The 19456-nt window shown below is 64.6% G+C and carries 17 protein-coding genes; 9 read left to right on the top strand and 8 right to left on the bottom strand.

Going from position 1 to position 19456, the window contains the following annotated elements:
• Positions 1 to 65 precede the first annotated feature (65 nt).
• Positions 66 to 2078 (top strand): transketolase, encoded by a 2013-nt coding sequence (gene tkt, locus QRN34_RS15860; protein ID WP_285405863.1) that lies wholly within the window; start codon positions 66 to 68, stop codon positions 2076 to 2078.
• 714 nt (positions 2079 to 2792) lie between these two features.
• Here tkt and QRN34_RS15855 read toward each other — a convergent pair.
• Complete coding sequence (locus QRN34_RS15855) at positions 2793 to 3443, bottom strand: HAD hydrolase-like protein (RefSeq protein WP_285405862.1); 651 nt, start codon at positions 3441 to 3443, stop codon at positions 2793 to 2795.
• The gene (locus QRN34_RS15850; RefSeq protein WP_285405860.1) at positions 3443 to 4624 is read right to left on the bottom strand and encodes a phosphoglycerate kinase; all 1182 of its coding nucleotides are present in this window, start codon (positions 4622 to 4624) and stop codon (positions 3443 to 3445) included. Before QRN34_RS15850 ends, QRN34_RS15855 begins: the two co-directional genes overlap by 1 nt.
• A 113-nt stretch (positions 4625 to 4737) precedes the next feature.
• On the opposite strand from QRN34_RS15850, the gene maiA reads away from it, so the two are divergent.
• The gene (gene maiA, locus QRN34_RS15845; protein WP_285405858.1) at positions 4738 to 5391 is read left to right on the top strand and encodes a maleylacetoacetate isomerase; all 654 of its coding nucleotides are present in this window, start codon (positions 4738 to 4740) and stop codon (positions 5389 to 5391) included.
• 150 nt (positions 5392 to 5541) lie between these two features.
• On the opposite strand, the gene QRN34_RS15840 is transcribed toward maiA, so the two are convergent.
• Complete coding sequence (locus QRN34_RS15840; RefSeq protein ID WP_285405857.1) at positions 5542 to 6651, bottom strand: PilT/PilU family type 4a pilus ATPase; 1110 nt, start codon at positions 6649 to 6651, stop codon at positions 5542 to 5544.
• A 97-nt stretch (positions 6652 to 6748) separates the two neighbouring features.
• On the opposite strand from QRN34_RS15840, the gene QRN34_RS15835 reads away from it, so the two are divergent.
• The 6 genes from QRN34_RS15835 to QRN34_RS15810 all read left to right on the top strand — a co-directional run bounded on the left by QRN34_RS15835 (position 6749) and on the right by QRN34_RS15810 (position 13152).
• Positions 6749 to 7306: a DUF4398 domain-containing protein gene (locus QRN34_RS15835; protein ID WP_285405856.1), complete on the top strand. Its 558-nt coding sequence runs from the start codon at positions 6749 to 6751 to the stop codon at positions 7304 to 7306.
• A complete protein-coding gene (locus tag QRN34_RS15830) occupies positions 7306 to 7956 on the top strand; it encodes a DUF4398 domain-containing protein (protein ID WP_285405855.1) in 651 nt (216 codons plus the stop codon). Before QRN34_RS15835 ends, QRN34_RS15830 begins: the two co-directional genes overlap by 1 nt.
• Positions 7957 to 8155: 199 nt before the next feature.
• A complete protein-coding gene (locus QRN34_RS15825) occupies positions 8156 to 8383 on the top strand; it encodes a YdcH family protein (RefSeq protein ID WP_285405854.1) in 228 nt (75 codons plus the stop codon).
• Positions 8384 to 8586: 203 nt separating this feature from the next.
• Positions 8587 to 9957 (top strand): pyridoxal-phosphate dependent enzyme, encoded by a 1371-nt coding sequence (locus tag QRN34_RS15820; protein ID WP_285405853.1) that lies wholly within the window; start codon positions 8587 to 8589, stop codon positions 9955 to 9957.
• A 17-nt stretch (positions 9958 to 9974) separates the two neighbouring features.
• Positions 9975 to 11804: a glutamine--fructose-6-phosphate transaminase (isomerizing) gene (gene glmS / locus QRN34_RS15815; protein ID WP_285405852.1), complete on the top strand. Its 1830-nt coding sequence runs from the start codon at positions 9975 to 9977 to the stop codon at positions 11802 to 11804.
• Between the two features lie 4 nt (positions 11805 to 11808).
• Entirely contained in the window at positions 11809 to 13152 is a 1344-nt protein-coding gene (locus QRN34_RS15810) for a phosphomannomutase (protein ID WP_285405851.1), read from the top strand.
• Positions 13153 to 13197: 45 nt separating this feature from the next.
• On the opposite strand, the gene QRN34_RS15805 is transcribed toward QRN34_RS15810, so the two are convergent.
• The 5 genes from QRN34_RS15805 to rfbB are packed head-to-tail and all read right to left on the bottom strand — an operon-like array spanning position 13198 to position 18031.
• On the bottom strand, positions 13198 to 14610 hold the full coding sequence (locus QRN34_RS15805) for a mannose-1-phosphate guanylyltransferase/mannose-6-phosphate isomerase (protein WP_285405850.1): 1413 nt from the start codon (positions 14608 to 14610) through the stop codon (positions 13198 to 13200).
• A gap of 7 nt (positions 14611 to 14617) precedes the next feature.
• Positions 14618 to 15550: a dTDP-4-dehydrorhamnose reductase gene (rfbD, locus tag QRN34_RS15800; RefSeq protein ID WP_285405849.1), complete on the bottom strand. Its 933-nt coding sequence runs from the start codon at positions 15548 to 15550 to the stop codon at positions 14618 to 14620.
• Positions 15547 to 16104 carry a dTDP-4-dehydrorhamnose 3,5-epimerase gene (gene rfbC, locus QRN34_RS15795; protein ID WP_036139942.1) on the bottom strand — a complete coding sequence of 186 codons (558 nt, stop codon included), beginning with the start codon at positions 16102 to 16104 and terminating at the stop codon, positions 15547 to 15549. Before rfbC ends, rfbD begins: the two co-directional genes overlap by 4 nt.
• Complete coding sequence (gene rfbA, locus QRN34_RS15790; protein ID WP_036139944.1) at positions 16101 to 16985, bottom strand: glucose-1-phosphate thymidylyltransferase RfbA; 885 nt, start codon at positions 16983 to 16985, stop codon at positions 16101 to 16103. The genes rfbC and rfbA overlap by 4 nt, the downstream gene beginning before the upstream one ends.
• On the bottom strand, positions 16982 to 18031 hold the full coding sequence (rfbB, locus tag QRN34_RS15785) for a dTDP-glucose 4,6-dehydratase (RefSeq protein ID WP_285405848.1): 1050 nt from the start codon (positions 18029 to 18031) through the stop codon (positions 16982 to 16984). The genes rfbA and rfbB overlap by 4 nt, the downstream gene beginning before the upstream one ends.
• A 212-nt stretch (positions 18032 to 18243) precedes the next feature.
• On the opposite strand from rfbB, the gene QRN34_RS15780 reads away from it, so the two are divergent.
• Positions 18244 to 19416: a PLP-dependent aspartate aminotransferase family protein gene (locus QRN34_RS15780; protein ID WP_285405847.1), complete on the top strand. Its 1173-nt coding sequence runs from the start codon at positions 18244 to 18246 to the stop codon at positions 19414 to 19416.
• The last annotated feature ends 40 nt before the right edge of the window (positions 19417 to 19456 follow it).

The following is a 19456-nucleotide window of genomic DNA, read 5'->3' as shown; positions in this document are numbered from 1 at the left end:
CGACAAGCTCATGCCCGATGCGCGACAATCACCGTTTGTCCGCCCTTGCTAACTGGAGAATGCCGATGACGACACGCCGCGAACGCGCAAACGCGATCCGCGCCCTGGCCATGGACGGTGTCCAAGCCGCCAATTCGGGCCATCCGGGCATGCCCATGGGCATGGCCGACATCGCCGAGGTCCTGTGGGGCGACTTCCTCCACCACAACCCGACCAACCCGCACTGGCCCAACCGCGACCGCTTCGTCCTATCCAACGGCCACGGCTCCATGCTGCAGTACGCCCTGCTGCACCTGACCGGCTACGACCTCGGCATCGAGGATCTGAAGCACTTCCGTCAGCTCGGTTACCGCACTGCGGGTCACCCGGAATACCACCATACGCCCGGCGTGGAGACCACCACCGGTCCACTCGGCCAGGGCCTCGCGAACGCCGTGGGCTTCGCGATCGCGGAGGAAGTCCTCGCCGCGCGCTTCAATCGCCCCGGTCACGAGATCGTCGACCACCATACCTTCGTGTTCGCGGGCGACGGCTGCCTCATGGAAGGCATCTCGCACGAGGTCTGCTCGCTGGCCGGCACGCTGAAGCTCGGCAAGCTGGTCGCGATCTACGACGACAACGGCATCTCGATCGACGGCGAAGTCCACGACTGGTTCACCGACAACACCGCCGAGCGCTTTCGCGCTTACGGCTGGAACGTCGTGGTGGGCGATGACGACAAGCCGGTCGACGGCCATGACGGCGAGGCCATCAAGAAGGCCATCGCCGCAGCGACGTCGCAGCACGAGAAGCCCTCGCTGATCATCTGCAAGACCGTGATCGGCTTCGGTTCGCCCAACAAGGAAGGCAAGGAGTCCTCGCACGGCGCGGCCCTGGGCGCGGACGAGGTCAAGCTGACGCGCGAGCGCCTGGGCTGGAACTACGGTCCGTTCGAGATTCCGCAGGACATCTACGATTCGTGGTCCGCCAAGGACACCGGTGCGCAGAGCGAAAAGGCCTGGAACGAGAAGTTCGATGCCTACGCCAAGGCCTTCCCGGAACTGGCGGCCGAGTTCAAGCGCCGCACTTCGGGCGAGCTGCCGGGCAACTGGAAGAAGGATTCCGACGCCTACATCGCCAAGCTGCAGGCAGAGGGTCCCGTGGTCGCCTCGCGCAAGGCGTCGCAGATGGCGCTGGACGCCTTCGGCCCGCTGCTGCCCGAGCTGATCGGCGGCTCCGCCGACCTGGCGCCGTCCAACCTGACCATCTGGAAGGGCTCGAAGAACATCGCCGACGGCGGTGAGCAGGGCAACTACATCCATTACGGCGTGCGCGAGTTCGGCATGTCGGCCATTTCCAACGGCATCGCCCTGCATGGCGGCTTCGTGCCGTACGACGCCACGTTCCTGGTTTTCTCCGACTACGCGCGCAACGCCGTGCGCATGTCGTGCCTGATCCCGGCCCACGCCATCCATGTCTACACGCACGATTCGATCGGCCTGGGCGAAGACGGCCCGACCCACCAGCCGGTGGAGCACCTGGGCTCGCTGCGCCTGATCCCGAACAATCGCGTATGGCGTCCGGCCGATGCCGTGGAGTCGGCCGTGTCGTGGCAGCAGGCCATCGAGCGCAAGGGCAACCCCTCGTGCCTGATCTTTTCGCGGCAGAACCTCAAGCACAATCCGCGCACGGAAGAGCAGGTGGCCAACATCGCCAAGGGCGGCTACGTGCTCTGGGAATCGGCGGAGAAGTTCAAGGCGATCATCATCGCCACGGGCTCGGAAGTCGGCCTGGCCGTCGAGGCCGCCCAGGCCCTCGGCGATCAGGGCATCCCGGTGCGCGTCGTGTCCATGCCGTGCACCGAGGAATTCGATGCCCAGTCGGCCGAATACCGTGAAGGCGTGCTGCCCTCGTGGTGCCGCGCGCGCGTGGCGGTCGAAGCCGCCAGCGTCGATTTCTGGGGCAAGTACGTCGGCCTTGACGGCACGACGGTGGGCATGACCACCTTCGGCGCCTCCGGCCCGATCGACAAGCTGTACGAGCACTTCGGCATCACCACCACGGCCGTGGTGGATGCGGTGAAGCGCGTGACCAAGTAAGGCGACATCGCCTGGTCGAGAAAAGCCCCCGCAAGGGGGCTTTTTTTTGGCTTGATGCTGAGGCCGCCGTTCGTAATCACGTCGATGAGGCGCTGGGTGGTTTACCCTCTTCGCTCAAACAGCGTCGCATGACGCCGAACTCGCTTCTGAACTTGTCATCGCGTAGTTTCGCCAGAGGCAGAGAGTAGCGGCTCAGCAGGCAAAATCGCTCGCCGCTTGCCGATGTCTCCGGTGTCGTCATGCCCGATTCTTGTGGCATATCCTGTGGCCTCTAAGGCGAGCACGGCGACGCGCATCGCCCATTCGGTTGCCACATGATGGCGACGCGGTGCCGGGAATGCGCCAGCGATGGATCGCCGAGTGAGCTCCCTTGCCGATGTCGTGTTTGCATGCCGAGGAGTCGGTAGGGAACGCAAGGATGAGCGCGCCCACGGGTATTCGACGGGTACGCTGGCCGATGTCGTGAACACGCCGTCGGCCAGGCAAGCGGATGGGAAAGAGAGCGAGCTTGTCAGCACGCTGATTACCACGTGGCGAAATGGCATGGGGAGTTCCTGGGAAGACGCCTGAGTGATCGTCGCCCCGTGAAACTAGCCAGCCTGTCGATCGAAGAACATCGCCTATGTCCTTTGTATCGCTTGCGAATATCGCCTGGCGGTGTGTAGGCAAAGATGCGCCCTTGCGCACTCCGTGTCTCGGACACCGCCCGTTGACTCAAATCGCTGCGATGGTGCCTGCCAAGGCTGCGATATCCATCGGGCTCTCGACGACCTTCCAGGCACCGGCCTTTTCCAGCTCCGCACGATCCCCAAAGCCCCAGAGCACGCCGATGCCACGCACGCCATTGGCAACGGCGCCGTCGATATCGAAATGACGGTCGCCGATCATCAGCACGTCATCGACACCTTTCCCGAAATCGAGCACCGCGGCGCTGATCATCTCCGCCTTCTCGCTTTTTGCCGAGGACGGGTCGGGTGCGTATACCTGCTCGAACGCCTCGCCGAAGGGCAGGTGGGCGACGATGGGCTCGGCGTGTGGACGCACCTTGCTGGTGACGACGGCGAGTCGATGGCCGGCGCCGACCAGGGCGGCGATCAGTTCCGGGATGCCCGGATACACGGTGTGTTCGGACCAGCCGATGTCGTGGAAGCGTTGCGAGTATGCCTCCACGGCTTTTTCGACGCGCTCGCTGTCATGGTCCAGGAGTGGGCCGAAGCTCACCCGCAGAGGGGGCCCGATCCAGGCGCGCAGCGCATCGTCATCCGGTGCCTCGGCGCCAACGCTCGCCATGGCATGGCGAACGCCGGCGAAGATGCCGATCTGGGAGTCGATGAGCGTGCCGTCCAGGTCGAAAAGGATCAGCATCAGTTCGCGTCCGCCCGCGCCTCGAGAGCGGCCACGGCCGGCAGTTCCTTGCCTTCGAGGAATTCGAGGAAGGCGCCGCCGCCGGTCGAGATGTACGATACGCCGTCTTCGATGCCGTACTTGTCGACGGCGGCGAGGGTATCGCCGCCACCGGCGATGGAGAACGCGCTGGACGCGGCGATGGCGCGCGCCAGCGTCTCGGTACCCTTGCCGAAGGCGTCGAATTCGAACACGCCGACCGGACCGTTCCAGACCACGGTGCCGGCCTTGGCGATGAGGTCGGCGTAGCGCTTAGCGGTGTCCGGGCCGATATCGAGGATCATCTCGTCGTCGGCCACCTCGTCCACGGGCTTCACCGTGGCCTTGGCGTCGGCGGCGAACGCCGTGGCCACCACGACATCGGTCGGCACCGGTACTTCTGCGCCGCGCGCCTTGGCGTCGGCCATGATCTTCTTCGCCGTATCCAGCAGGTCGGCCTCGACCAGCGATTTGCCGACCTTGTGCCCCGCGGCGAGGATGAACGTGTTGGCGATGCCACCGCCCACGATCAGCTGCTCCACGCGGCCCACCAGGTTTTGCAGCAGTTCGAGCTTGGTCGATACCTTGGAGCCGGCGACGATGGCCAGTAGCGGCTTCTTTGGGTTCTGCAGGGCCTTGCCCAGCGCATCCAGTTCTTTGGCCAGCAGTGGGCCGGCGGCGGCCACGGGCGCGAAGCGGATGACGCCATGGGTCGACGCCTGCGCGCGATGCGCAGTGCCGAAGGCATCCATGACGAAGATGTCGCACAGGGCGGCATACTGCTTCGACAGGGCTTCGTCGTCCTTGCCCTCGCCCACGTTCATGCGGCAGTTCTCCAGCACGACGACCTCGCCTTCGGCCACATCCACGCCGCCCAGGTAGTCACGAACGAGGCGCACGTCGGTGCCGAGCTTCTCGCCGAGCCACGCGGCGACCGGCTTGAGTGAGGACGCTTCGTCGAACGCACCTTCCTTCGGCCGGCCCAGGTGCGAGATGACCATGACCCTGGCACCGGCGTCGCGCGCCGCCACGATGGTGGGCAGCGAGGCGTCCAGGCGCTGGGTGGAGGTGATCCTGCCATTCTCGACGGGCACGTTCAGGTCTTCGCGGATGAGGACTCGCTTGCCCTTGAGGTCGAGGTCTTGCATGCGGATGACGGACACGGTGGGTCTCCAGCTGGCGGTCGAGAAGAATCCCCCATTGTCCGCGCCCGGGGTGGATGGGCGCAAACGGTGACGGGCTAGAATCGGCCCGTCCCCGCCCGGAAACCCCCGCCATGGCCCTCGTCCTCTACACGTACTGGCGCTCCAGCGCCGCCTACCGCGTACGCATCGCCCTCCAGCTCAAGGGGTTGGCCTACGAGTCGCGGCCGGTGCACCTCGTCAACGACGGCGGCGAGCACCTGAAGCCGGCCTATCGCGCGTTGTCGCCACAGGGCCAGCTGCCGACGCTTATCGACGGCGACCGCACGTTGCGCCAGTCCATGGCGATCCTGGAATACCTGGATGAGACTCGCCCGGACCCCGCCCTGATGCCGCCCGATGCGCAGGGCAGGGCGAAGGTGCGCGAACTGATGCAGGCCGTGGGGACGGATATCCATCCGCTGGGCAACCTGCGGGTGCTCAGGGCGATCGAAGCGGAGTTCGGCGCGGACCAGGCGGCGAAGGAGGCCTGGTCACGTCGCTGGATCGCACATGGCTTCGACGGGCTGGAAGCCCTGCTGGCCGAGGGGGACGCGGGGACATTCAGTTACGGCGACTCACCGACCCTGGCGGACTGTTGCCTGGTGCCGCAGCACTACAACGCCGTGCGCTGGGGCGTGGATCTGGCGCCGTATCCGACGATTCGCCGGGTGGTGCAAGCCTGCCAGGGGCTGGAGGCCTTTCAGAAGGCGGCGCCTGAGGTGCAGACTGACGCTCCGGTGACCTGATTCGCCCACATCGTGGGCTCCTACCGGGGGTCTGGGGGTCTGGGGGTCGGTATCGCGCACATCGTGCGCTCCTACGGCCATTCACTGTAGGAGCGCACGATGTGCGCGATCCACAATGCGCGGGATCCTGCCCTGCCGCCAGACGCCGGCCTAGACCCCAATCCCGTACGGATCGCTGGAAGCAAACTCGTTGCCGGTCGCCCCCTCGGACAGGCGGATCTTCAACGCCAGGCCATCGCGGGAATCCGCCTTGTTCAGGCATTCCTCCAGCGTGATCTTGTCTTCCTTGTAGAGGCGATAGAGCGACTGGTCGAAGGTCTGCATGCCTTCCTGCAGGCTGCGGTCCATGGCGTCCTTCACCTCGTGGATCTGGCCGCGGCGGATCATGTCGCGGATCAGCGGCGTGTTGAGGAGTACCTCGGTGGCCGGCATGCGGCGGCCGTCCTTGCCGATCACCAGGCGCTGGCTGATCACCGCGCGCAGGTTCAGGGCCAGGTTCATCAGGACGTTCTTGTGCGCGGCTTCCGGGAAGAAGTTGAGGATGCGCTCCAGGGTCTGGTCGGCGTTGTTCGAATGCAGCGTGGCGAGGCACAGGTGGCCGGTCTCGGAGAACGAGATGGCCGCTTCCATGGTCTCGGTATCGCGGATCTCGCCGATCATGATGACGTCCGGCGCCTCGCGCATCGCGTTCTTCAAGGCCTCGTGGTAGCTGTGGGTGTCGAGACCCACCTCGCGCTGGTTCACGATGGACCGCTTGTGCCGGTGCAGGTATTCGATCGGGTCCTCGATGGTGAGGATGTGGCCCGAACTGTTGTTGTTGCGGTGGTCGAGCATGGCCGCCAGGGTGGTGGACTTGCCCGAGCCCGTGGCCCCCACGACCAGGATGAGGCCGCGCGGCTCCATGATCAGCTCACGGAAGATGGTGGGCAGCTGCAGCTCTTCCAGCGAGGGGATCTCGCTCTTGATGGCACGGATGACCATGCCGATCTCGCCGCGCTGCTTGAACACGTTGATGCGGAAGCGCCCGGCTTCCTTCACGGCCAGGGCCATGTTCAGTTCCAGGTCGCGCTCGAACTGGGGCACCTGGCCCTCGTCCATGAGCGAGTAGGCGATCTTCTTCACCATGCCCGCGGGCAGGCCGGTGTTGCCCAACGGGTAGAGCTTGCCTTCCACCTTGATGTTCACCGGGGCACCCGTCGTCAGGAACATATCCGACGCGCCCTTGTCCACCATCAGCTTCAGGAAATAACCGATATCCACCTAAACCCCCGGACGTTCATTACAATCGAGTCGAGGTCAGCCCCTGACCCTATATATATATCGACAATATCTCGCAAATCTGTAAGAGGAACGAGTGATGGTGCACAACTTGCCGTCGAAAGCCCTTTCCAAGGGCCGCCGACTCCTTGCCCTGGCCGCTCTCGGCCTGGCAGTCATGACGATCGCCGGCTGTGCCAGTGTCCCTCCGCCCGATGGCTCGATGAACCAGGCACTGGCCCAGTTGCAGGCCGCCCGGGATGCCGGGGCGGCCGATTACGCGCCGGTGGACCTGGACTACGCCCAGAGCAAGTTCCGCCAGGCGCAGGCCGCCATGGCCAGCCGTAAATACGACGAGGCGGCCGTGCTCGCCGACGAGTCGCGTGCGGACAGCGAACTGGCCCGTGCCAAGGCCCGCCTGGGAGCCGCCCGTGCCCAGAACACGACCAAGAGCAAGGAAAACTCACGCATGCGTGTCGAGATGATCGACAACCATGCCAACGACACGGTGCCCATCCCGTCCAATGTGCAGGAGTCGGAATCGGTGCTGCCCGAGCCCACGAACACCACCCCGCCGCCCGTGGGGGGGCAGACCCAGCCGCTGAACGATCCGTCCGGCAGCCAGATCCAGCCGTCCAACCCCCAGGGAGGCCAGTGATGAAGCGTTCCACCCTCCTTACCTCGGCCCTTGCCTTCGCGCTCGCGGCCGGCAGCGCCATGGCCGCCACGGACGACCTGGACATCCGTCGTCTCAATTCCAGCCTGGACCAGCTCTCCTCCGACCCCGTGCTGGGCAGCTACGCGCAGGCCGAGCAGGCGCGCGCCCGCGAGGCCATCAACCAGATGGGCCAGTTCCGTCCCAAGGACAAGGAACACGCCCATTACCTCTACGTGGCCGAGCGCCGCGTGGATATCGCCAAGGCCATGGCCCAGTACCAGGATGCCCAGGCCAAGAGCGCCCAGCTCGACCGTGAGCACGACGCCATCCTGCTGGAGGCGAGCCGGCTGGATGCCGAGATGGCCCGCCGCCAGCTCGAGCAGCAGCGCGCCCAGAACCAGATGATCCAGGAAGAGGCCGCCCGCCTGCAGCAGCAGGGCGTGGAATATTCCCAGGCGCTGGACCAGGCCAAGGCCGAGGGTGACAAGGCCAGGCAGGTCGCCGCGGCGCAGGCCAAGGTGGCCAACGCGGCCAAGAAGCAGGCCGCACTGGCCGAGGCGGCCGCACGTGCCATGCGCGACATGAACTCCTCCGATGGCGGTGCGCCCGCACCGACCCCGAAGAAGCCCAAAAAGTCGAACGGCAACTAAATCGCGTTTTTATGCGTTTTTAGGCGTGTAATGTGAGAAAAATCGCCCTTGCACGGCTCCGGTGAGCGGAGTAGCTTCGGTATCCCGTCACCGGAAAAACACGGTGGCGGTCCTGCCGGAGCCGTGCAACGCAGCGACCGCATGGCTCCCCTCACGACCGGCCCGCGCTGCGGGCCGATCCCACCGCGAGGAGTTTGCAATGTTCGAAAACCAGCAGCGTGACGACGTCGAGAAGTTCATCCACGCCAACGCGGAAACCCGTCGTCTCTTCTATCACCACCAGGAACTCGATACCAAGTTGCATGACGCCAACATCGGCTGTCTGCCTATCGATGACGCCAGCCTGGCGGGCCTCAAGAAAGAAAAGCTGCAGGCCAAGGAAAAGCTCCAACGAATGTGGGATAGCTGGCAACGGTCTCCACACTGAGCCCTGACCCGGCTCCATCGACCGACGGGCGCCGCAAGGCGCCCGTTTTCGTTCCATCGACCGGGTCGTCGCGCCCGGGTTGTACCTACGCCATTACGGGTCGGCCGATCGGCCGGGCATCGGTTCACCGGCTCACCCTTTATGATGGGCGCCCAGAGGGCGAGGTCGAAGGGGCCACGCCGCAAAAACACGATGGAGTTCCAATGACTGTTCATGACAGCGTCCTCGACCTGATCGGTCACACCCCGATGGTGCGCGCCCAGCGCCTGGACGCAGGTCCGTGCGAGCTGTTCCTCAAGCTCGAGAGTGCGAATCCCGGTGGTTCGGTCAAGGATCGCATCGGCATGTCGATGATCGAAGGCGCCGAACGCGCCGGGAAGATCAAGCCGGGCGACACCCTGGTGGAAGGTACGGCGGGCAACACCGGCCTGGGCCTGGCGCTGGTCGCCCAGCAGAAGGGCTACCGGCTGGTCCTGGTGGTGCCGGACAAGATGAGCCGCGAGAAGATCTTCAACCTCAAGGCGATGGGCGCTGAGGTGGTGCTGACCCGTTCCGATGTCGCCAAGGGCCACCCCGAGTACTACCAGGACATGGCCGAGCGCATTGCGCGCGAAACCCCGGGTGCCTACTTCATCAACCAGTTCGGCAACCCCGACAATCCCTTGGCGCACACGCAGACTACCGGTCCTGAGATCCTGGAGCAGATGGGTGGCGACGTGGATGCGATCGTGGTGGGCTGTGGGTCCTCTGGCACCGTGAGCGGGCTCACTGCCTACCTCAAGGAGCACTCGCCGAAGACGCGGATCATCCTGGCCGATCCGGTCGGCTCCATCCTGGCGCAATACATCAACGAGGGCATCCTCTCGGAGAAGTCCGGCAGCTGGATGGTCGAAGGTATCGGCGAGGATTTCCTCCCCTCGATCAGCGACTTCTCGCTCGTGGAGAAGGCCTTCGCCATCACCGACAAGGAAAGCTTCCTCGCCGCGCGCGAGTTGCTGTCGAAGGAAGGCGTGCTGGGCGGCTCGTCCACCGGCACGCTGCTGGCAGCGGCTCTGAAGTACTGCCGCGAGCAGGCCAAGCCCAAGCGGGTGGTCACGCTGGTCTGCGATACCGGCAACAAGTACCTGTCGAAGATGTACAACGACTACTGGATGCTGGACAACGGGTTCCTCGAGCGCGAGCGCTACGGTGACCTGCGCGACCTGATCCTGCGTCCTTACGCACAGCGCGACACGGTGGTGATCAAGCCCGACGACATGCTGATTACGGCGTACAACCGCATGAAGCTGTACGACGTGTCGCAGCTGCCGGTGATGCAGGGCGATCGCATCGTCGGCATCCTCGACGAATCCGACGTCCTGCTGCACGTGCATGCGGACGAATCGAAGTTCCGCGACCCGGTGTCCACCGCGATGATGGCGTCGCCCGAAATGCTCCAGGTCAGGGAGCCGATCGAGGCGCTCCTGCCCGTGTTCGAGAAAGGTCATGTCGCCATCGTCGTCGACGGGGAGCAGTTCCTCGGCCTCATCACGCGGATCGACCTGCTCAACTACCTGCGTCGCAAAGTCAACTAAGGCCAAGGGGAAGCGTCATGTGTGGAATCGTCGCCGCTGTCGCGCAGCGTGATATCGCGCCCATCCTCATCGCAGGCCTGAAAGCCCTCGAATACCGGGGTTACGACTCCGCGGGCATGGCCATCGCGGATGGCGGCCAGATCCGCCGCGTCCGTGCCAAGGGCAAGGTGCGCGAGATGGAGGCCTTGTACGACGCGGACCCGGTACCCGGCGGGACCGGCATCGCGCACACGCGCTGGGCCACGCACGGCGTGCCCAGCGAGCACAACGCGCATCCGCATGTGCAGGGCCGCATCGCCATCGTGCACAACGGCATCATCGAGAACTACGCCTCCCTGCGTGAGCGCCTCAAGGCGCAGGGTCGCGTGTTTCATTCGGAAACGGACACCGAGGTGATGGGTGCCGTGATCGACGAACATGTGCAGTCCGGCAAGCCATTGCGCGAAGCGGTCACCGCCGCCGTGCGCGAACTGGAAGGTGCCTATGCCATCGCGGTGATGAGCCTGGACGAACCCGAGCGGGTCGTCGGTGCCCGTCGCGGTTGCCCACTGCTGGTGGGCATCGGCATCGGCGAGCATTTCCTCGGCTCCGACGCGCAGGCACTCATCAAGGTCACCAACCGGATGATGTACCTGGAAGAAGACGACGTGGTCGAGATCACGCGGGAAACCGTGGAGGTGTTCGGCCTGGACGGCCAGCGCGTGGACCGCACGGCCCACGAAAGCGAGATCAGCGCCGACTCGGTGGAGCGGGGCGAATACCGCCACTACATGCAAAAGGAGATCTTCGAGCAGCCGCGCGCCGTGGCCGACACCCTGGAAGGTCGTATCGGTCCGCATGGCGTGTTGCCGAACATCTTCGGCATCGATGCCGACCCGATCCTCGACAAGACCCGTGGCATTCATATCGTCGCTTGCGGCACCAGCTATCACGCCGGCATGGTCGCCAAGTACTGGATCGAGGAACTGGCACGCATCCCCGTCGTAGTTGAGGTGGCCAGCGAGTACCGTTACCGCGACGTGGTCGTGCCGGAGAACACCCTGTTCGTCGCGGTGTCGCAGTCCGGCGAAACCGCCGATACCCTGGCCGCCATGCGCGAGTCCCGTCGTCGCGGCTACCTTGCCACGTTCGCCATCTGCAACGTACCCGAGTCCTCGGTGGTGCGTGAATCCGACCTGCGCCTGATGACCCGCGCGGGCCCGGAGATCGGCGTGGCCTCGACCAAGGCCTTTACCACCCAGCTCACCGCGTTCGCGCTACTGGCGTTGGATCTGGGTCGGCGCCGTGGCCTGGATGAAACCAAGTACCTGGCGCACTGCAAGGAACTGCAGTCGCTGCCGCGCTACATCGAGAACGCGCTGAAGAGCGAGCCCGAGATCATCCGGATCGCCGACCATTTCGCTGCCAAGCAGCATGCGCTATTCCTCGGGCGCGGCGCGCAGTTCCCGGTGGCGCTGGAGGGTTCGCTCAAGCTCAAGGAAATCTCCTATATCCACGCGGAGGCCTATCCCGCGGGCGAGCTCAAGCACGGCCCGCTGGCGCTGGTGGACGAGAACATGCCGATCGTGGCGGTGGCGCCCAACGGGCCCTTGCTGGACAAGCTGAAATCCAACCTGCAGGAAGTACGCGCCCGCGGCGGCGAGCTGATCGTCTTCGCCGATGAGCGTGCGGAGCTGGATGCGGATGCCGACCATATCGCCACGGTGCGTGTGGACGGCGGTGGCGATCTGATCGCCCCGGCGGTCTTTACCATCCCGATGCAACTGCTGGCGTACCACGTCGCGGTGATGCGTGGCACGGATGTAGACCAGCCACGGAACCTGGCCAAGTCGGTGACGGTGGAATGACCGTATGACGTGTTTCAAGGCATACGACATCCGCGGCCGCGTCCCGGATGAACTCAACGAGGACATGGCGTACCGTATCGGGCGGGCGTGTGCGCGGACCCTGGGCGAGGGCGTCGTGGTCGTGGGCTACGACATCCGCGTCGACAGCCCGGCGTTCGCGGCCGCGGTAGTGCGCGGTCTGAACGATGAAGGTCGGGACGCCATCGACATCGGCTTGTGCGGCACGGAGGAAGTCTATTTCCATACGTTCCACCGCCAGGTCGCCGGCGGCATCATGGTAACGGCCAGCCACAATCCCATCGACTACAACGGCATGAAGTTGGTGCGCGAGGGTGCGCGGCCTATCAGCGGCGACACGGGGCTGCGCGATATCGAGCGGATGGTGGAGGCCGATGACTTCGGCGACGCTTCCACGATGCGCGGCAAGGTGGTTCACGACCACGACAAGTCGGCTTACATCGCGCATCTGCTCGGCTACATCGATCCGAAGGCCCTGCGGCCCTTGAAGATCGTGGTGAACGCGGGTAACGGCGGGGCCGGTGCGATCGTGGACCTGCTGGCGCCCCATCTCCCGTTCGACTTCGTTCGCATCCATCACGCCCCGGACGGCACGTTTCCGAACGGCATTCCCAACCCGTTGCTGCCGGAGAATCGCAGCGCGACGGCGCAAGCGGTCGTGGCCCATGGTGCCGACCTGGGCCTTGCATGGGACGGCGACTTCGATCGCTGCTTCTTCTTCGATGCGCAGGGAAACTTCATCGAGGGCTACTACATCGTCGGGCTGCTGGCCGCGCAGCTGCTCGAGAAACAGTCGGGTGCGAAGATCATCCACGACCCGAGGCTTACCTGGAACACCATCGACATGGTGGAGCAGGCCGGTGGCGTGCCGGTACAAAGCAAGACGGGGCATGCCTTTATCAAGGAGCGCATGCGCCTCGAAGACGCCATCTATGGCGGCGAGATGAGTGCGCACCATTATTTTCGTGACTTTGCGTATTGCGACTCGGGCATGATTCCCTGGCTGCTGGTCGCCGAGCGCATGTCGAAGACCGGGGTCAGCCTCGGGGACATGCTGGCGCAGCGCATGGCGGCCTATCCCTGCAGTGGGGAAATCAATTTCGTGGTGAAGGATGCACCCGCGGCCGTCGCGAAGGTTATGGCGTTCTACGCGGATCAGGGCCCTTCGATCGACCATACTGACGGTGTGAGTGCCGACTTCGGCGACTGGCGCTTCAACCTGCGCTCGTCGAACACGGAGCCCTTGCTGCGGCTCAACGTGGAATCCCGCGGCGGCACGGCGTTGATGCACGAGCGTACGGCCGAGTTGTCCGCGTTGATCGAGCAATAGAAAAGGGGCCTCCCGGCCCCTTAACTTGCCAGGTACTGCCTGACGCTAGGCGCGGCCGTATACATCGTCGAAGCGAACGATGTCGTCCTCGCCCAGGTACGAACCCGACTGCACCTCGATCAACTCCACGGGCACCTTGCCCGGGTTGCGCAGGCGGTGGCGGCTGCCCAGGGGCAGGTAGGTGCTCTGGTTCTCGGCCAGCAGGAACACCTTGTCGTCGCAGGTGACCTCGGCCACGCCCTTGACGACGATCCAGTGCTCCGCACGATGATGGTGCATCTGCAGGCTTAGCGCGGCGCCTGGCTTGACCACGATGCGCTTTACCTGGAAGCGGTCGCCGGACTCGAGTGAGTCATAGCTGCCCCACGGGCGGCGCACGACGCGATGCAGGTCGTGCTCGCTGCGACCGGCGGCTTTCAGTTGTTCGACAATCTTCTTCACGTCCTGCGACGCATCGCGGCGTGCGACCAGTGTCGCGTCCGGCGTGGTGACGACCACCACATCGTCCAGGCCGATGGTGGCGACCAGGTGGCGATCGTGCGATCTGATCAGCGATCCACGGGTATCGAGTGCGATGACATCGCCTTCGATGTGGTTGCCGTGTTCGTCCTTGCCCGCCGCCATCCACAGCGCGTCCCACGAGCCGATGTCACTCCACCCGCACGCCACCGGCACCACGGCGGCGTGGCCGGTTTTTTCCATCACCGCGTAGTCGATGGAATCGCTCGGCGCGGCGGTGAACGCGTCGGCGTCGAGCCGGATGAAGTCCAGGTCGGTATTCGCCTTGCCGAAGGCCGCTTGAGCGGCCTCCAGCATCGCCGGTGCCAGCGTCTTCAGTTCCTCGATGTAACGCGAGGCGCGGAACAGGAACATGCCCGAGTTCCAGTCGTAGTCGCCACTGGCCAGGTACGACTCGGCCACATCCAGCGCCGGCTTTTCCACGAACTGGGCCACACGGAAGGTCTCGCCCTCCAGGCTTGCGCCGCGGCGGATGTAACCGAAGCCGGTTTCCGCCCGGTCGGGCCGGATGCCGAAGGTCACCAGCCAGCCCTGTTCGGCCAGGCGGCGTGCCCGTGCCACGGCCTCGGTAAAGGCGCCGGTGTCACCGATCAGGTGATCGGCGGGCAGTACGAGGATCAGGGCATCCGCATCGCGCGTCATGGCCTGCAGTGCGCCGACGGCAATGGCCGGCGCCGTGTTGCGCGGCACCGGTTCCAGCAGGATGTTGGCGTTGGCGATGCCCAGTTCCTGCAGCTGCTCCGCGGCAAGGAAACGCTGGTCGTCGCTGGCCACGACGACCGGCGCGGCGGCATCGGGGAGGGAAGCCGCGCGTAACACCGTCTGCTGGAACAAGGTTTCCTTACCCGACAGCGAGAGGAACTGCTTGGGCAGGTTGCGGCGCGAGATCGGCCACAACCGCGTTCCGCTGCCGCCGCTCAGGATAAGGGGAATCAGCATGACCGCCTCACGAAGTGGGGAGTTGACCGAGCGTTGCGCGAAGTCCTTCGCGCCAGTCGTGCAGCGGGTGGCCGAACGTGGCGGCAAAGCCCGAGTTGTCCAGCACGGAGTATTCCGGACGCCGGGCGGGCGTGGGGAATTCGCTGCTGGCAATGGCGGTTACCCTGGGCTTCCGGGCGATCACGCCGCTGGCCGTCGCCTCGTCGAAGATCGCCTCGGCAAAACCGTGCCAGGTAGTCTCGCCCGACGCGGTGAGGTGGTACGTACCCGACAGGCCGGCGAGATCCGCGGCGGGTGCCGACTGCATCCGGTCGATGGCGGCCAGCGTTCCCTCGACGATGAGCGTCGTGGTGGTGGGCGTGCCGCGTTGGTCGGCGACGACACGCAGTTCGTCGCGATCGGCGCCCAGGCGCAGCATGGTGCGAAGGAAGTTATGACCGACCGCCGAGTAGACCCAGGCCGTGCGCAGGATCAGGTGGTCAGCGCCGCTGGCGCGCAGGGCTTCTTCGCCAGCGAGCTTGCTGCGGCCGTACGCGCCCTGGGGGCCCGTCACCGCCGTCGGCGCGTAGGGCGCGGTGGCGTCGCCGGGGAACACGTAATCCGTTGAGTAATGCACCACCAGGGCGCCGTGACGGGCGGCCCAGTGTCCGATGACGCCCGGGGCGTCGCCATTGACACGGGTGGCCACGGCCTCGTCGGACTCGGCTTTATCCACGGCGGTATAGGCGGCGGCATTGACCACCACGTCGGGCCGCTCGGCGTCCAGCAAGGCTTCCAGCCCGGCAAGATCGGTCAGGTCGCCCACGACGCCACGGCCGCCGCCGACGGCAAGGGAGCCGTCCCGCGAGGCGGCAATCAGCTCACCCCGGGCAGCGAGGCCGCCCTGGCTGAGGAAGGTCTGGCCTAGCTGGCCGTTGGCGCCTAGCAGCAGGATCTTCACGGACGGAACTCCGGCAGACGGTCCTCGGCGATATCCGCCAGCAGGGGCGCCTTGGTGTCCTTGTCGGACAGCAGGGGCTCGGAGATCGGCCAGTCCACGCCGATGGCGGGGTCGTTCCAGCGTACGCCGCCGTCGGCCTGGGCGTTGTACAGGTCCGTGCACTGGTACGAGAACGTGGCGTATTCGGAGACGACGCAGAAACCGTGCGCGAAACCCTCCGGTATCCAGAAATGCCGGTGGTTCTCGGCGGTCAGCATCACGCCAGCCCATTGCCCGAAGGTGGGCGAGCCGCGGCGGATATCGACGGCGACGTCGTACACCTCGCCTTCCAGCACGCTGACCAGCTTGCCCTGTGGATGCGGCCACTGGTAATGCAGGCCGCGCAGCACGCCGCGGGCGGAGCGGGAGACGTTGGACTGGACGAAACGGCGGTCGATGCCGGCTTCGCGGTACTTCGCCTCGTTGTAGCTCTCGTAGAAGAACCCACGGCTGTCGCCGAACACCTGCGGTTCGATGACTATGCAGCCGGGCAGGGCGGTTTCAATGAATTTCATCCGACGTAACCTTGCTCGATCAGGTGCTGGAGGTACTGGCCGTAGCCGGTCTTGGACAGCGGCTTGGCGAGCTTGAGCAACTGCTCGGCGTCGATCCACTGGTTGATATAGGCGATTTCTTCCGGGCAGCAGACCTTCAGGCCCTGGCGGTTCTCGATCGTCTGGATGTACTCGCCGGCTTCCATCAGGGATTCGTGCGTGCCCGTGTCGAGCCAGGCGTAACCGCGGCCGAGCTGTTCCAGGTGCAGCGACTCATCGTCCAGGTAGCAACGGTTGAGGTCGGTGATCTCGAGTTCGCCACGCGGCGAGGGCTTCAGGTTTTCGGCGTAGTCCACGGCGCGGTTGTCGTAGAAGTACAGGCCCGTGACCGCATAGCTGGACTTCGGCTTGGCGGGTTTTTCCTCCAGGCCGATCACCTTGCCGCTGGCGTCGAATTCGGCCACGCCGTAGCGCTCCGGGTCCTTCACGAAGTAGCCGAACACGGTGGCACCGGATTCCCGGGAGGCCGCGCGCTTCATCCGTTCGGTCAGGCCGACGCCGTAGAAGATGTTGTCGCCGAGCACCAGGCAGCTGGGATCGTTGCCGATGAAGTCCTTGCCGATGATGAAGGCCTGGGCCAGGCCATCGGGCGACGGCTGCACGGCATAGGTGATGTTGATGCCCCACTGGCTGCCGTCACCGAGCAGGCGCTGGAACAGGGCCTGCTCGTGCGGCGTATTGATGACCAGGATGTCGCGGATGCCGGCCAGCATCAGCGTCGCCAGCGGGTAATAGATCATCGGCTTGTCGTACACCGGCAGCAGCTGCTTGCTGACCGCCTGGGTGATCGGATAGAGCCGCGTGCCGGAGCCGCCGGCGAGGATGATGCCCTTGGTCGTCATGCGCCGAGTCGCTCCAACTGGTAGCTGCCGTCGAGGATGTTCTGGATCCACGGTTTGTTGTCGAGGTACCACTGCACCGTGGCCTTGATGCCGGACTCGAACGTATGTGCCGGCGACCAGTTGAGTTCGTCCTTCAGCTTGCTGGCATCGATCGCGTAGCGGCGGTCGTGGCCGGGGCGGTCGCGGACGAAGGTGATCAGGCTTTCGTGTGGCTTGCCGTTCTCGAGGGGCGAGACCTCGTCGAGGATGGCGCAGATCGTCTTGACCACCACCAGGTTGGCGCGTTCGGAATTGCCGCCGACGTTATAGGTTTCACCCAGGCGGCCGGCTTCGAGCACGCGGCGGATGGCGCTGCAGTGGTCTTCCACGTAGAGCCAGTCGCGGACGTTCATGCCATCGCCGTACACGGGCAGGGCTTCACCGGCCAGGGCCTTCTGGATGACCAGCGGGATCAGCTTCTCAGGGAACTGGAAGGGGCCGTAGTTGTTCGAGCAGTTGGTGGTGAGCACCGGCAGCCCGTAGGTATGGTGGAAGGCGCGGACCAGATGGTCGGACGCGGCCTTCGATGCCGAGTACGGGGAGTTGGGGGCGTACGGGGTGGTTTCGGTGAAGAAACCTTCGGCGCCCAGCGAACCGTACACCTCGTCGGTGGACACGTGCAGGAAGCGGAAGGCCTTGCCGGCCGCCTCGTCGAGGCCGCGCCAATAGTCGCGGGTGGCTTCGAGCAGGCCCAGGGTGCCGACCACGTTGGTTTCGATGAACGCGGCGGGGCCGTCGATGGAGCGGTCGACGTGGCTTTCGGCAGCGAAATTCACCACGGCATCGGGGCGGTGTTCGGCAAGCAGGCGCGTGATCAGCCCACGGTCACCGATATCGCCCTGCACGAAGACATGCGCCGGGTTGCCGGCGAGGGACTGCAGCGTCTGCATGTTCCCGGCGTAGGTGAGCTTGTCGAGATTGACGACACGGAGGCCGTCAGCCACGGCCTGGAGGACGAAATTGGCGCCAATGAACCCCGCGCCACCGGTGACTAGTAAAGTTTTCATGGAGTTACGCGTGATTCCTGGGTAAGCGATCGGATATTCTCGCATGCACGCGGGCGGGTTCAACGGTATCGCCTGTCATATTCAAAAAGATGAATGGTGTCAGAGAGCGCCTACAGGGCTCTGAAACCTCGCCAGGCAAACTGGTTAAGATATGCGGTCCTCTGCGCCCGGCGCAGTCATGCTGGCTTGCCAGCCAATCAAATCAGGCGCTTATGGCTTCGAAACCTTCCAAATCGACTCGTCAGGGCCTGGGCACTCGCGCCATCCATGCAGGGCAGTCGCCCGATCCGAGCACCGGCGCGATTATGACGCCGATTTACGCGACTTCGACGTATGTTCAGTCAAGTCCTGGCGTGCATCAGGGCTATGAGTATTCCCGGACGCAGAATCCAACTCGTATGGCGTATGAGCGATGCGTCGCCGACCTTGAGGGTGGCGTGGCAGGCTTTGCCTTTGCCTCCGGGCTGGCCGCGGCGGCCACGGTTCTCGATCTAATCGACGCGGGTAGCCATGTCATCGCAATGGATGATCTGTACGGTGGCACCTTTCGCCTTTTCGACAAGGTACGTCGTCGATCCGCGGGCCTCGAATTCTCGTTCCTTGACTTGAACGACGAAGTGGCGCTTGAAGAAGCGTTGAAGCCCCAGACGCGGCTTATTTGGGCGGAAACGCCTACCAACCCCATGCTCAAGCTCGTGGACCTCGACCGCCTTGGTCGTTTTGCGCGGAAGAATGGGGTCATCTTGGTCGTTGATAACACCTTCTGTTCGCCTATGCTTCAGCGGCCCATTGAGTACGGCGCCGACCTTGTGCTCCACTCGGCCACGAAGTACCTGAATGGTCACTCCGATATGGTTGGAGGCATCGTCGTCGCGGCAAACGACGATCTCGCAGACCGGATGGCTTTCCTGCAGAATTCAGTTGGCGCGGTTGCTGGTCCGTTCGACAGTTTTCTCGCCATGCGTGGTCTTAAGACCCTTCATCTACGCATGCGGGCCCATTGTGATGCAGCCCTCGATATCGCGCAGTGGCTAGAGGCACACCCGGCGATCGAAAAGGTGGTCTATCCCGGTCTTGTGTCCCATCCGCAACACGAGCTGGCCAGCCGGCAGATGGACGGTTATGGGGGGATAATCAGTGCAGTGGTCCGCGGTGGGCTCGATGGGGCGCGTCGTATGCTCGAGCGCTGCTCCCTTTTCGCGTTAGCTGAGTCTCTGGGAGGCGTCGAAAGCCTTATCGAGCATCCAGCCATTATGACCCATGCCTCGGTACCGCCCGATATTCGCACGCGGCTTGGTATAAACGACGGGCTTATCCGTCTTTCGGTAGGCATCGAGGACGTAGCCGACCTTCGTCGGGAACTGGAATTCGCCCTTGCTCCCTGATCGTTGGATGCTTGCCTTCGCTCACAGCGATATTGAAAGA

Origin of the sequence: Luteibacter sp. ME-Dv--P-043b (genome assembly GCF_030209605.1) — a bacterium.
Lineage (GTDB): Bacteria > Pseudomonadota > Gammaproteobacteria > Xanthomonadales > Rhodanobacteraceae > Luteibacter.
The sequence above is the reverse complement of the archived record's forward strand: the minus strand, read 5'-3'. Positions and strand labels throughout refer to the sequence as shown.